The sequence below is a fragment of the Streptomyces sp. SP18CS02 genome, assembly GCF_036322365.1.
Taxonomy (GTDB): Bacteria; Actinomycetota; Actinomycetes; order Streptomycetales; family Streptomycetaceae; genus Streptomyces.
The window spans coordinates 1-12,539 of record NZ_JAQYXC010000277.1 but is presented as its reverse complement, the minus strand read 5'-3'; the positions used below and the strand labels follow the sequence as shown (position 1 = coordinate 12,539).

General features: G+C 72.5%; 14 protein-coding genes. 11 read left to right on the top strand and 3 right to left on the bottom strand.

Going from position 1 to position 12,539, the window contains the following annotated elements; all coding sequences use genetic code 11:
- The first annotated feature begins 46 nt into the window (after positions 1-46).
- From PUR26_RS13715 to PUR26_RS13700, 4 genes are all read left to right on the top strand, one after another.
- Positions 47-922 carry an alpha/beta hydrolase gene (locus tag PUR26_RS13715; protein ID WP_329872502.1) on the top strand — a complete coding sequence of 292 codons (876 nt, stop codon included), beginning with the start codon at positions 47-49 and terminating at the stop codon, positions 920-922.
- Between the two features lie 182 nt (positions 923-1,104).
- Positions 1,105-2,451 (top strand): sensor histidine kinase, encoded by a 1,347-nt coding sequence (locus PUR26_RS13710; protein WP_329872673.1) that lies wholly within the window; start codon positions 1,105-1,107, stop codon positions 2,449-2,451.
- Entirely contained in the window at positions 2,448-3,107 is a 660-nt protein-coding gene (locus PUR26_RS13705; RefSeq protein ID WP_329872501.1) for a response regulator transcription factor, read from the top strand. Before PUR26_RS13710 ends, PUR26_RS13705 begins: the two co-directional genes overlap by 4 nt.
- Positions 3,108-3,140: 33 nt before the next feature.
- Positions 3,141-4,346, top strand: coding sequence for a cytochrome P450 (locus tag PUR26_RS13700; protein WP_329872500.1), 1,206 nt, complete (start codon positions 3,141-3,143; stop codon positions 4,344-4,346).
- 103 nt (positions 4,347-4,449) lie between these two features.
- On the opposite strand, the gene PUR26_RS13695 is transcribed toward PUR26_RS13700, so the two are convergent.
- Positions 4,450-6,057 (bottom strand): ABC transporter permease, encoded by a 1,608-nt coding sequence (locus PUR26_RS13695; protein WP_329872498.1) that lies wholly within the window; start codon positions 6,055-6,057, stop codon positions 4,450-4,452.
- Complete coding sequence (locus PUR26_RS13690; protein WP_329872496.1) at positions 6,054-6,962, bottom strand: ABC transporter ATP-binding protein; 909 nt, start codon at positions 6,960-6,962, stop codon at positions 6,054-6,056. The genes PUR26_RS13695 and PUR26_RS13690 overlap by 4 nt, the downstream gene beginning before the upstream one ends.
- Before the next feature lie 92 nt (positions 6,963-7,054).
- Between PUR26_RS13690 and PUR26_RS13685 the strand changes: the two genes are divergently transcribed.
- A complete protein-coding gene (locus tag PUR26_RS13685; RefSeq protein WP_329872495.1) occupies positions 7,055-7,618 on the top strand; it encodes a GbsR/MarR family transcriptional regulator in 564 nt (187 codons plus the stop codon).
- 61 nt (positions 7,619-7,679) lie between these two features.
- Here the strand turns inward: PUR26_RS13685 and PUR26_RS13680 are convergent, their stop codons facing one another.
- A complete protein-coding gene (locus tag PUR26_RS13680; RefSeq protein ID WP_443077068.1) occupies positions 7,680-8,495 on the bottom strand; it encodes a diacylglycerol kinase in 816 nt (271 codons plus the stop codon).
- A 175-nt stretch (positions 8,496-8,670) separates the two neighbouring features.
- Here PUR26_RS13680 and PUR26_RS13675 point away from each other — a divergent pair, with 175 nt between their 5' ends.
- From PUR26_RS13675 to PUR26_RS13650, 6 genes are all read left to right on the top strand, one after another.
- Positions 8,671-9,954, top strand: a complete 1,284-nt coding sequence (locus PUR26_RS13675; RefSeq protein WP_329872493.1) for an adenylosuccinate synthase — start codon at positions 8,671-8,673, stop codon at positions 9,952-9,954.
- Between the two features lie 120 nt (positions 9,955-10,074).
- On the top strand, positions 10,075-10,929 hold the full coding sequence (locus PUR26_RS13670) for a helix-turn-helix domain-containing protein (RefSeq protein WP_329872492.1): 855 nt from the start codon (positions 10,075-10,077) through the stop codon (positions 10,927-10,929).
- A 13-nt stretch (positions 10,930-10,942) separates the two neighbouring features.
- Positions 10,943-11,131 (top strand): DUF397 domain-containing protein, encoded by a 189-nt coding sequence (locus PUR26_RS13665; RefSeq protein WP_329872490.1) that lies wholly within the window; start codon positions 10,943-10,945, stop codon positions 11,129-11,131.
- Between the two features lie 183 nt (positions 11,132-11,314).
- Positions 11,315-11,653 carry a hypothetical protein gene (locus PUR26_RS13660; protein ID WP_329872489.1) on the top strand — a complete coding sequence of 113 codons (339 nt, stop codon included), beginning with the start codon at positions 11,315-11,317 and terminating at the stop codon, positions 11,651-11,653.
- The gene (locus PUR26_RS13655) at positions 11,653-11,916 is read left to right on the top strand and encodes a hypothetical protein (RefSeq protein WP_329872488.1); all 264 of its coding nucleotides are present in this window, start codon (positions 11,653-11,655) and stop codon (positions 11,914-11,916) included. The genes PUR26_RS13660 and PUR26_RS13655 overlap by 1 nt, the downstream gene beginning before the upstream one ends.
- 142 nt (positions 11,917-12,058) lie before the next feature.
- A partial coding sequence (locus tag PUR26_RS13650; protein WP_329872486.1) for a glycoside hydrolase family 19 protein occupies positions 12,059-12,539 on the top strand: 481 nt, incomplete at its 3' end.

The following is a 12,539-nucleotide window of genomic DNA, read 5'->3' as shown; positions in this document are numbered from 1 at the left end:
CCGCAGGTCAGGCCAATTCGGCCCCGTCACCGAAAGGTTGAGCATCATGCCCGACCCCGCCGCACGCGACGCCGCCGAAGAAGCGTCCGCCCTGTCGCATCCGGCCGTCGACCCGGATTCCACCGCCGCGTACGGCGAGCACCCGGACCAGGTCGTCGACTTCTACGCCCCGCGCGACGGCCGGGGCGGCCCGGTCCCGCTCGTCGTCGTCCTGCACGGCGGGGCGTGGCGGGCACCGTACGACCGTCGCCACATCACCCCTTTCGCCGGTTTTCTCGCACGGCACGGATTCGCCGTCGCGAACGTGGAGTACCGCCGGGGCGGGGACGCCCCCGGAGCCCCGGACGCCGCGGGTCCGGTGGCCGGGCGATGGCCGGAGACGTTCGACGACGTGGCCGCGGCGATGGACGCGCTGCCCGCGCTGGTGGCCGCCCACCTCCCGCAGGGCGACCCCCGGCGCATGGTCGTCACCGGGCACTCGGCGGGCGGGCACCTGGCCCTGTGGGCGGCCGCCCGCCATGTGCTGCCGCCCGGGTCGCCGTGGCGCCTGGCTTCACCTCCCGAGCTGCGCGGAGTCGTCGCGCTCGCGCCGATCGCGCACTTCGAGCGGGCGGTGGAGCTCGATGTGTGCGGCGGGGCGGTGACCCAGCTGCTCGGCGAGGGGGCGGACGCGAAGGCCCGCGCGGGGTGCGCCGATCCGTCGGTGCTGCTGCCGACCGGGATCGCCACGACCGTGGTGCAGGGCCGTCAGGACACGGTCGTCCCGGGGGCCGTCGCGGAGGCGTACGCGGACGCGGCGGCGAGGGCGGGCGAGATGGTCGGACTGACCCTCCTGGACGGCGTGGGCCACTTCCCGCTGATCGACCCGGTGGCGGACGCCTGCGCGGTGGTCGTGGAGGAGATCGCCCAGCTCGCCTGGTGACCGGGGCCACGGGCGCGGGCACGGGCGGGGCACGGGCAGCCGGGAGCGTTCCGCTCCGGGTCGGCGGCGTAGTACTCCAGGAGGACGCGGAAGGATCCCCATCCAAGGTGACGACCGCCCTCCGGCCGTTGCCTACGGTTTATCGCGTGACCGACACCAAGACCCGCAGCCCGGAGTACCGGATGGCCCGCGGCATGTTCCACGGCATGCGCCGCGAGCTCCTCGACGACGTGTTCGCCTACCGGCCGCTCCCGCCCATGCGCACCGACGGGCCGGTGACCAGGCGGCTGCCGAGGTTCACCCATGAGTACGTGACCTGGTTCCCGCACGCCCTGGTGGCCGGGGCCGCCCTGATCGTGATGTCCGTGGGATATACGGACGGACAGCCGGTCGCCGGGATCATCCCGGCGGCCGTGATCCTGCTGACCCTGGTCCGGCCGGTCGCGGCGTTCTGGCTGTCCCTGGCGACGGCCCCGTTCGTGAGCATCATGTCCGGCTACTGGGACGGCTGGCCGTGGGCCCCGACCAGCTTCCTGGGCCAGCTCACCGTGATGACCGTGGTCGCGGCCCGGACCCGTCCGCGCACCGCCGCGTGGATGTGGACGCTGACAGGCGCGTTCGGCTTCTTCTGCGAGGTGTTCGTCAGCCGGGGCGGCGGTGGTCACACCTTCCCCCTGCTGGCCGTCTCCGCCTTCGTCCTGCTGTGCGTCACCGTCTTCCACACCCGGCGCGCGGCGAGGGAGGAGGTCACCGCCCAGCAGTCCGTCACCGCGCGGGAGCGCTCCCGGCGGACCCTCCTGGAGGAGCGCACCACCATCGCCCGCGAGCTGCACGACGTGGTCGCCCACCACATGTCGGTCGTCGCCATCCAGGCCGAGGCCGCGCCCTACCGGGTCGAGAACCCGCCGCCCGAGCTGGAGCAGGCGTTCGTCACGATCCGGGAGAACGCGGTCGCCGCGCTGACCGAGCTGCGGCGCATACTCGGCGTCGTGCGGGCCGAGGACTACGAGGCACCGGACGCCCCGCAGCCGACCCTCGCCGACCTCGACGGGCTGGTGGGCAACGTCCGCGACGCCGGGCTGACCGTGGACAGCACCGTCACCGGTGCCGTCCGGGAGCTTCCGCAGGGTGTGGAGCTGTCGGCGTACCGGATCGTCCAGGAGGCGCTCAGCAACGTACTGCGGCACGCGCCGGGGGCGGCCGCCAAGGTCGAGGTGTCGTACGTGCTGGGCGGGCTCGGCCTGCGGGTCGTCAACGGCCCGGCGCGCGGGCTGGTCAAGCCGTCGCCGGGGGCCGGGCACGGGATCACCGGCATGCGGGAACGGGTGGCGATGCTGAACGGCGAGATGACGGCCGGGCCCACGGCGGACGGCGGCTACGAGGTCGCCGCGTTCCTCCCCGTCGCGAGCGTGGCGACCGTCGCCCCGGCCGCCCCCGCACGGTCCTCCGGGCCCGCCGGGTCCACCGGGTCCACCGGGTCCACCGGGCCCGCCGGATCCGCCACCGGGGCAGCGGAGGGCGGGGCATGACCATCCGGGTACTGATCGTCGACGACCAGATCATGGTCCGTGAGGGATTCTCCGTCCTGCTGAACGCGATGCCGGACATCGAGGTCGTCGGGGAGGCCGTGAACGGCCGCGAGGCGGTCGTCCAGGTCGCCGCCCTGCGGCCGGACGTCGTCCTGATGGACATCCGGATGCCGGAGCTGAACGGCATCGACGCCACCCGGGAGATCGTCGCGGCGGACAGCGAGGCGAAGGTGCTGGTGCTGACCACCTTCGACCTGGACGAGTACGTGTACCAGGCGCTGCGCGCCGGTGCCTCCGGCTTCCTGCTGAAGGACGCCTCCGCCCGGCAGCTCGCGGAGGGCGTAAGGGTGGTGGCGGCCGGCGAGGCGCTGCTGGCGCCGACCGTCACCAAGCGTCTGATCACGGAGTTCGCTAAGGCGGCGGAGTCCCCGCGCCCGCCGGCGCTGGCCCAGATCGGCGACCTGACCGAACGGGAGACGGAGGTGCTGGTGCTGATCGCCCAGGGCCTGTCCAACTCCGAGATCGCCTCGCACCTCGTGGTCGCCGAGTCCACGATCAAGACCCACGTCAGCCGCGTCCTGGTCAAGCTGGGCCTGCGCGACAGGACGCAGGCGGCCGTGTTCGCCTATGAGGCACGGCTGGTGACGCCGGGGTAGATCGGCTCCCCGGGCGGCCGGTAGCGTCCGCCCATGGACGCCGTCTTCGATCCGTGGAACCCGGACTTCGTCGCCGACCCGTACCCCGCCTACGCCGAGCTGCGGGCACGCGGCCGGGTGCACCGGTTCGAGCCGACGGGCCAGTGGCTGGTGCCGGGCCACGCCGATGTGTCGGCCCTGCTGCGGGACCGGCGGCTGGGCCGGACGTATCTGCACCGCTTCACCCACGAGGAGTTCGGGCGGACGCCTCCGCCCGCCGCGCACGAGCCGTTCCACGTCCTCAACGACCACGGGATGCTCGACCTGGAGGCACCCGACCACACCCGGATCCGGCGCCTGGTGTCGAAGGCGTTCACGCCCCGGAGGGTCGAGCGGCTGGTGCCGGTCGTGGAACGGCTGGCCCGTGAGCTGGTCGACGGGCTGCTCGCGGCGGGCGGGGGCGATCTGCTCGCCGATGTCGCCGAGCCGCTGCCGGTCGCGGTCATCGCGGAGACGCTCGGCATCCCGGTGTCCGACCGGGCGCTGCTGCGGCCCTGGTCGGCGGCGATCTGCGGGATGTTCGAGCTGAACCCGGACGAGGAGACCGCGCGCCGCGCCGTCACCGCCTCGGTGGAGTTCTCCGCGTACCTGCGGGCGCTGATCGCCGAGCGCCGGACACGGCCCGGCGACGATCTGGTCTCGGCGCTGATCGCGGCCCACGACGAGGGGGACCGGCTCAGTGAGCAGGAGATGATCTCCACCTGCGTCCTGCTGCTGAACGCGGGCCACGAGGCGACCGTCAACACCACCGCCAACGGATGGTGGACCCTCTTCCGCAACCCCGGGCAGCTCGCCGCGCTGCGGGCCGGACAGGCCGCGTTGTCCACAGCTGTGGAGGAACTGCTGCGGTACGACACCCCGCTCCAGATGTTCGAGCGGTGGGTCCTGGACGACATCGAGATCGGCGGGACGGTCGTCCCGCGCGGCTCCGAGGTGGCCCTGCTCCTCGGCTCGGCCAACCGGGACCCGGCCCGCTTCGAACGCCCCGACGAACTGGACCTCTCCCGGGCGCGGAACCCGCACCTCACCTTCGGCGCGGGGCTCCACTACTGCCTGGGCGCCCCGCTCGCCCGGGTCGAGCTGGCCGCGTCCTTCGGCGAGCTGCTGCGCCGGGCCCCGACGCTCGGGCCGGTGGCGGAGCCCCGGTGGCAGCCCGGCTATGTGATCCGGGGACTGAAGGAGCTGCTGGTCGAGGTGTGAGCCCCGCCGCCCCGCCGCCCCGGGCCCCGGGCCCCGGGCCCCGGGCCCCGGACCCCGGCGCCCCGGCGCCCCGGACCTTGGCGCAGGTCCCCGCCGCGGGCGCTCAGGCCGTCATGTCCCGCCGCCGGAGGGCGGCCAGGCCGGCCGCCACGAGTGCCACCGCCAGGGAGGTCAGCAGCAGCGCGGGGGCCCACACCATCTCCGCGCCCGGCAGGTTCGGCAGATGCCCGAAGGGCGACAGGTTCAGCACCGCTCGCGGCAGATCCAGCGCCGGGCCGATCCAGCCCAGGGCCAGCGCCGACCCGGCCACGCCCCACGCGGCCGGCGCCGCCTTCGGGGCGGCCCCGTGCAGCAGGACCGCGAGACCGCCGAGCACCCAGACCGCCGGGAGCCGGCCGAGCGCGGCGCCCAGGATCGGGCCGGGGTCCTGCCCGTACGAGAGGGAGAGCCCGGCCGCCGCCGCGACCATGATCACGACGGCGCCGCCGAACGCGACGACCAGATGGCCCGCCGCCCAGCGCAGCCGGCCGACCGCGTTCGCCAGGACGGGTTCGGCGCGCTGGGAGGTCTCCTCGCCGTGCAGCCGCAGCACCGAACCGACGACGTACAGCCCGGCCACCATCCCGAACATGCCGACCATGGTGGCGAGGAACGCGTCGGTCAGACCGGTCCGGCCGCCCATCCGCTCGACGATCTCCCTGGTCCGCTCGTTGTCTCCGACCAGGTCCGCCGCGCCCTCGGCCATGCCGCCGAAGGCGAGTCCGGCGACCAGGAAGCCGAGGGCCCAGCCGAGCAGCGCCCCGCGCTGGAGCCGCAGGGCCAGGGCCCCGGCCGTCGCCAGCCGGCCCTCGGCGGGCCCCGGCCGGGCGGGCAGGAAACTCATCGCGACATCGCGCCGCCCGGCCAGCGCGTACGCCACCGCGGCCTGCACTCCGGCCACCACCGTCATCAGCGCCACCACCCACCAGCGCTCGCCGGCGAAGGCGCGCACGTTCTCGGCCCAGCCGAGGGGCGACAGCCAGGTGAGGACCGACGAGCCGGCGGCCCCGGTTCCCCCCGGGGCGTCCCCGGCCGGCCCCGCGTCGCCCGCGGCCCGCAGGACGAACGCGAGCCCGAGCACCGCGGCCGTCATGCCCTTGGCGAGCCGCGCGCTCTCGGAGAGCTGCGCGGCGATCGCCGCCGTCGTGGCGAAGACCATGCCGGTCCCGCCGACGGCGAGACCCAGAGCGAGTGCCCCCTCCGCACCCCGGCCGGCCAGACCGGCGAGGACGACGAGCGCGATGCCGGCGTTGGCGACCAGGGCGGTGAGCAGCGCCGCGGTCAGTGGCGCGCGGCGGCCCACCACGGCGGCCGAGAGCATCTCCTGGCGGCCGGTCTCCTCTTCCTCCCGGGTGTGCCGGACGACGACGATCAGGCTCATCACGGCGGCCAGCACCGCCATGAGGGTGCCGTACCGCCAGGCGGCGAGCGCGCCGGCCGAGTCGCCGAACACCGGCCCGTAGAGCGACCTCATCGAGCTGTTGGCGGTCATCGTGGCGGCGGCCTCGGCGCGCTGGGCGGGCGTGGGGTACAGGGCGTCCAGGGAACTCGTCCCCCCTGCGGCCAGGGCGCCCACGACCAGGACCCAGACGGGCAGCACGAGCCGGTCGCGGCGCAGGGACAGCCGGGTCAGGGCGGCGGTCCCGGCGAGGGGGAGGGAGAGCGTGCTCATCGCGCGACCGCCTCGTCCGCCGTGTAGTGACGCAGGAAGAGCTCCTCCAGGGTGGGCGGGGTGCTGGTCAGCGACCGCACGCCGGACGAGGTGAGGGAGCGCAGCACCGCGTCCAGTTCGCCGGTGTCCACCTGGAGCCTGACCCGGTTGCCCCGGACGTCGAGGTCGTGGACGCCGGGCAGGCGGGCCAGCCCGCCGGGCGGCCCGGCCAGTTCGGCGGTGACGCTGGTGCGGGTGAGGTGACGCAGGTCGGCCAGGGAGCCGGACTCGACCGTCCGGCCCCGCCGGATGATGCTGACCCGGTCGCACAGGGCCTCGACCTCGCTCAGCACGTGGCTGGAGAGCAGCACGGTCCGCCCCCGGTCGCGTTCCTCGGCGACGCACTGCTGGAAGACCTCTTCCATCAGAGGGTCGAGGCCACTCGTCGGCTCGTCCAGGATCAGCAGGTCGACGTCCGAGGCGAAGGCCGCGACGAGGGCGACCTTCTGGCGGTTGCCCTTGGAGTAGGTCCGGCCCTTCTTCGTCGGGTCGAGCTCGAACCGCTCGGTCAGCCGTGCGCGCCGCGTCCGGTCGAGGCCGCCGCGCAGCCTGCCGTACAGGTCGATGACCTCGCCGCCGGACAGGTTGCGCCACAGGCTCACGTCCCCCGGCACGTACGCCACGCGGCGGTGCAGTGCGACGGCGTCGTGCCAGGGGTCCCGGCCGAGGAGCCGGGCGGTGCCGGAGCCGGCGCGCAGGAGTCCGAGCAGGATCCGGATGGTGGTGGACTTGCCGGCGCCGTTGGGGCCGAGGAAGCCGTGGACCTCGCCGGTCTCGACCGTCAGGTCGAGGCCGTCCAGCGCACGCGTCCGCCCGAACGTCTTGTGCAGCCCGGATACGTCGACAGCGACGTTTGCCTTCGTCATGTTTCAGAACGTACGCGGAATTCAGAAACTTGTGAAGTTAAGGAACCGTATAAAGTCGGGGGGTGCGGCGGACGACGGGAGACGATGAGGGCATGGCGACGAACGGGCACGCCGGGGGCGGCCGCGAGGACCGGGAGGGGCCGGACGCGGGGGCCGGGCGGGACGGCGGCGGCGGGCGGGGCGAGCGCGACGAGCAGGCGGTCGGCCGCTTCGTGGAGCGTTTCGCCGGCGAGCTGACCGCGGCCGGAATGCAGCGCATGGCCGCCCGTGTCTTCACCGCCCTGCTCGCCTCCGAGGACGCCGCGATGACCTCGGCCGAGCTCGCCGAGCAGCTCCGGATCAGCCCGGCCGCCGTCTCCGGCGCCATCCAGTACCTGACCCAGGTCAACATGGTCAGCCGCGAGCGCGACCCGGGCTCCCGCCGGGACCGCTACGTCCTGCACAACGAGCTCTGGTACGAGACCTTCGCCCGCCGTGACCAGGTCCTCTCCCGCTGGGGGAACACCTTGCGGGACGGCGCGGAGACACTGGGGGAGAACACGGCGGCGGGGACGCGGGTCGCGGAGACGGCCGAGTTCTTCGAGTTCCTCCAGACGGAGATCGTCGCGATGATGGACCGCTGGCGGGAGCACCGGGCGGCGCGGGACGCGTCCTGATCCGGGGGCCCGGGGGCCCGGGGGCCCGGGGGCCCGGGGCCCGTGCGGCCGGCGCCCGGCCTCAGCGGCCCGCCGGCCGCACCGGGACCATCAGGGACCAGGCCGACGGCAGGACCGTCCACGTACGCGTCCACACCGGGCCCGTCACCAGGGCGTCGGCCCGGTAGCGGAACGAGGTGCCCGAGATCGTGACCGCCGACGCGTCCACCCGTACCGGGGCGGCGGCGCGGGGGCGTACGACCACCTCGGCGACCCCGCCGCGCGAGATCACCGTGACGCCCTCCACCGGGTCGTCCAGGTCGCTCAGCAGGGTCCCGTCCGCCTCCACCCGCAGCCGGTGGGTGCGTATCGCGGGCACGGTGGGGGCGGGCCGGACCAGGGTGCGCACCAGCGACCGGCAGGTGTCCCACACGGTCGGCGGTTCCACCGCCGACAGGGGCGAGGGGCCCGCCGGAACCCGCAGACCGCCCACCACCACGCCGTCGCTGTCGTCGACCAGCAGGTCCAGCCGCCGTTCCCCGCCGTCCAGCACGGCCCGCGCGGCCGCCACCGCGTCCGGCGGCACACCGAGCGACCGGGCCAGCTCCACCGAGCCGCGCGGCCCCACCGGGACCAGCGACACGGCGCCGTCGGACAGCTCCCGGTCACGGTGCAGCTGGGCCACCGCCCGCAGCAGAGCCCGGTCGTCGCCTATGACGACCGGACGGCGCGAGCCGCGTCGCGCGAGAGCCCGGGAGAACTCCTCCGGGCTGTCCGGAAGACACACCTTCACCGCCGCTCCGGCACACAGCACGTCCTTCGCGATCCTCACGGACTCGCCGTCGCAGCGGCGCGCGACCGGGTCGATGACCACCATCAGCTGGTCGGGAGCCGACACCTCGGTCCTTCCTCGGGTAGCATCTTTGTGCAAGAGCCCCTTGCGCTATTGCGCCAGGGGCTTCGTCTATTCCGGGGCACCCGGTTCGACGGCTCAGGTTGTGTCGTACAGCGACGTACGACGTTTGTACTGCCTTTGGCCTTGGACATGCCCCGCCCGGAAGGGGTGTACGCCTGTGCCCGCACTTGTGCTGCTCGGTGCTCAGTGGGGTGACGAGGGCAAGGGAAAGGCCACCGACCTCCTCGGTGGATCTGTTGACTATGTGGTGCGATACCAGGGCGGCAACAACGCCGGCCACACGGTCGTCGTGGGCGACCAGAAGTACGCGCTGCATCTTCTCCCTTCCGGAATCCTCTCGCCGGGGTGCACCCCGGTGATCGGAAACGGTGTCGTCGTCGACCCGGCGGTCCTGCTCTCCGAGCTGAGCGGACTGAACGAGCGCGGCGTCGACACGTCGAAGCTGCTGATCAGCGGTAACGCGCATCTCATCACGCCGTACAACGTCACGCTCGACAAGGTGACGGAACGGTTCCTCGGCAAGCGCAAGATCGGCACGACCGGCCGGGGCATCGGCCCGACGTACGCCGACAAGATCAACCGCGTCGGCATCCGCGTCCAGGACCTCTACGACGAGTCCATCCTGGAGCAGAAGGTCGAGGCGGCCCTGGAGCAGAAGAACCAGCTCCTCGCCAAGGTCTTCAACCGCCGCGCGATCGAGGCCGGCAAGATCGTCGAGGAGATGCTCCAGTACGCGGAGCAGATCCGGCCGTTCGTCGCCGACACCACGCTGATCCTCAACGACGCCATCGACGAGGGCAAGGTCGTCCTCTTCGAGGGCGGTCAGGGCACGCTGCTCGACGTCGACCACGGCACGTACCCCTTCGTCACCTCCTCCAACCCGACCGCGGGCGGCGCCTGCACCGGCGCCGGAGTGGGCCCGACGAAGATCAGCCGGGTCATCGGCATCCTCAAGGCCTACACGACCCGTGTCGGCGCGGGCCCGTTCCCGACGGAGCTCTTCGACGAGGACGGCGAGGCGCTGCGCCGGATCGGCGGCGAGCGGGGCGTCACCACCGGCCGCGACCGCCGCTGCGGCTGGTTCGACGCGGTCATCGCCCGTTACGCGACCCGGGTCAACGGTCTGACCGACTTCTTCCTCACCAAGCTGGACGTGCTGACCGGCTGGGAGCAGATCCCGGTCTGCGTCGCGTACGAGATCGACGGCAAGCGCGTCGAGGAGCTGCCCTACTCCCAGACGGACTTCCACCACGCGAAGCCGGTCTACGAGTACCTGCCGGGCTGGTCCGAGGACATCTCCAAGGCGAAGACCTTCTCCGACCTGCCGAAGAACGCGCAGGCGTACGTGAAGGCGCTGGAGGAGATGTCGGGCGCCCCGATCTCCGCGATCGGCGTCGGCCCCGGCCGCACCGAGACGATCGAGATCAACTCCTTCCTCTAGGAGCCGGGTTCACGAAGGCGGCCGGTGGTCTCACGACCACCGGCCGCCTTCGTGCGAACTAGGGTGGGTGCGAGGGGCGGAACGCGTTTCCGCACGTCCATCGGTCCATGGGGAGCCGTCATGCCCGTCAGGAAGCCGCCCACCGCCAGGCAGCGGCGGCTTGGAGCCGAGCTCCGGCGCATGCGCGAGCAGGTGGGGATGTCCGCCACCGAGGCCGCCGCGTTGCACCGCGTGGACAAGACCGCCATCAGCAACACCGAGTCCGCCCGCTTCGGGGTCAGTGCCGATCGGGTACGGGTCTGGGCGGCCAACTACGCCTGTCCCGACCAGGCGTACGTGGATGCCCTGGCCGCCATGGCCCGGGAGCGGGCGGTACCCAACTGGTGGGACGAGTTCCGCGACTCCATCGCCACGTCCATGCTGGACCTTGCCGAGCTGGAACACCATGCCGCAGCCCTGCGGCACGTGCAGATCACACACCTGCCCGGTCTGTTGCAGCAGGCGGATTACGCCCGGGCGGTCTTCGGGGAGGCCATGCCGCCGCTGACCCCTGAGGCCATGGCGTTGCAGGTGGAGTTCCGGATGCGACGACGGACAGTGCTCGACCGTCCGAATCCTCCACCGTGCACGTTTCTCCTGCACGAGGCGGCGCTGCGCATGCTGTTCGGCGACCGTGCCGTGATGCGTCGCCAGCTGGAGCATGTACTTGTCCACGCGGAACGGGAGTCGGTGACCCTGCGCGTCATTCCCTTCTCGGCCGGTGGCTTCCCCAGCGCGGCCAGTGCGACCCTGTACGCCAGCGGGCCGGTGCGGCAGCTCGATACCGTACAGATCGATGTACCGAACGGCCTCGCGTTCCTGGACTCGTCAACCCACCTGACCAACTACCAGGCCGTTTTCGGTCGTATGGAGACGAGAGCTCTGGACCCGAGGAGTTCGCGTGACTTCATTCGCACCGTGCTGCACGAATTGTGAAGGCGTGAGGGTCGTGGACATTGAGTGGCGCAAGTCGTCCTTCTCCGGGGAGGGGGGCAACTGCATCGAGCTGGCGCTGGTGGACGGCGAGGTGCTGGTCAGGGAGAGCGACGATCCAGGAGTGATCGTCCGGACCTCACCGGCCAAGCTGCGAGCCTTCCTCGACGGCGCCAGGGCCGGAGAGTTCGACGACTTCGTCTGACGGGCGTCATATCGGAATATGCCAGCACGGACCAATTCGGCATCAATGTTGATGCGCTGGCTACGTTGCGTCTAGTCTGGGGTAGCACACCGTAGCTGGACGAGCACGGTGTGGCACAAGACGCCCCGGCGGTGTCAGCAGCACCCCGGGGCATGGCCAACGGCTCAACCCAGGAGCGTCAGCATGTCCCACCGTATCCGGCCGGACCTCGTGCGCGCGGTCGTGCGCCCGGTTCTCCGGCTCGCCGTGTTCGTCCGGCGTGTGTTCCGGCCCTTCCGGGCCCCGTGCGGACCCGTGCCGTCCGCGCCGCCGGCGCCGGCGCCGGCCGTGGAGGCGCCCGTCCCCGGCCTGGCTCCGGTGTCGCCGCTCCACTGCCCGGGCCGGCGCGTCCACCCGTATCCCGTCTCGCATGAGCGGTACGGCCGGCGGGTTGCCCTCGCCCGCGCGCTCGACGGGATCGGCATCGGGCCCTGGGCCATCCATCGCCGTACCGTCGGTGTGCCGCTGGGGGTGGCGGTCTGATGGGCGCGTTCCAGGTGCTGGTGAGCCGTGTGCCCGGAAAGCCCGTGCGGCGCGAGGCCGACGGGTCGATCGCCATCGACCTCTGGCTCCGTCGTGAAGGCGCCTTCGAGTCCGATGCCGCACTGCGTCTCTCCCCGGCCGAGGCGGAGGTGCTGCACGCCCAGCTCTGCTACGCCCTGGACGACACGACCGCCGAGCTGATCATTCCGCCCTCCGACGTGCCGGACTGCCGCAAGGCGGTCCTCACGCCCCGGCGGCCGTGACGGCCGGTCTCCCGACGCGCGCGCCCTCCAGCCCTGTTGGAGGGCGCGGACGCGTCCGTCGGCAAGTTTGGTCTAGACCTTGACAGGTTCAGACCATTCGCGTTTTGGTATGGACCATCCCCCATCGAAGGGCTGTCTCTCCATGCTTCGACGTCTGCTGACACTTTTCGCCGCGCTCTCCACGGCCATCGGGCTCGCCGTGTTCCTCCCCGCCTCCGCGTCCGCCGCCGACTGCGCGTCCGCCTGGAGTAGTTCCACCGTCTACACGGGCGGCAAGACCGCCTCGTACAACGGCCACAACTGGCTGGCGAAGTGGTGGACCCAGAACGAGCGGCCCGGTGCGGCCGATGTCTGGTCCGACCAGGGCACCTGCGGTGGCGGCACCGGCCCCGGGCCCTCGCCCGACTTCGTGGTGAGCGAGGCGCAGTTCAACCAGATGTTCCCGAACCGGAACGCGTTCTACACGTACAGCGGCCTGACGGCGGCGCTGAGCGCCTACCCGGGCTTCGCCAAGACCGGCAGCGACACGGTGAAGAAGCAGGAGGCCGCGGCCTTCCTCGCCAACGTCAACCACGAGACGGGCGGCCTGGTCCACATCGTCGAGCAGAACACCGCCAACTACC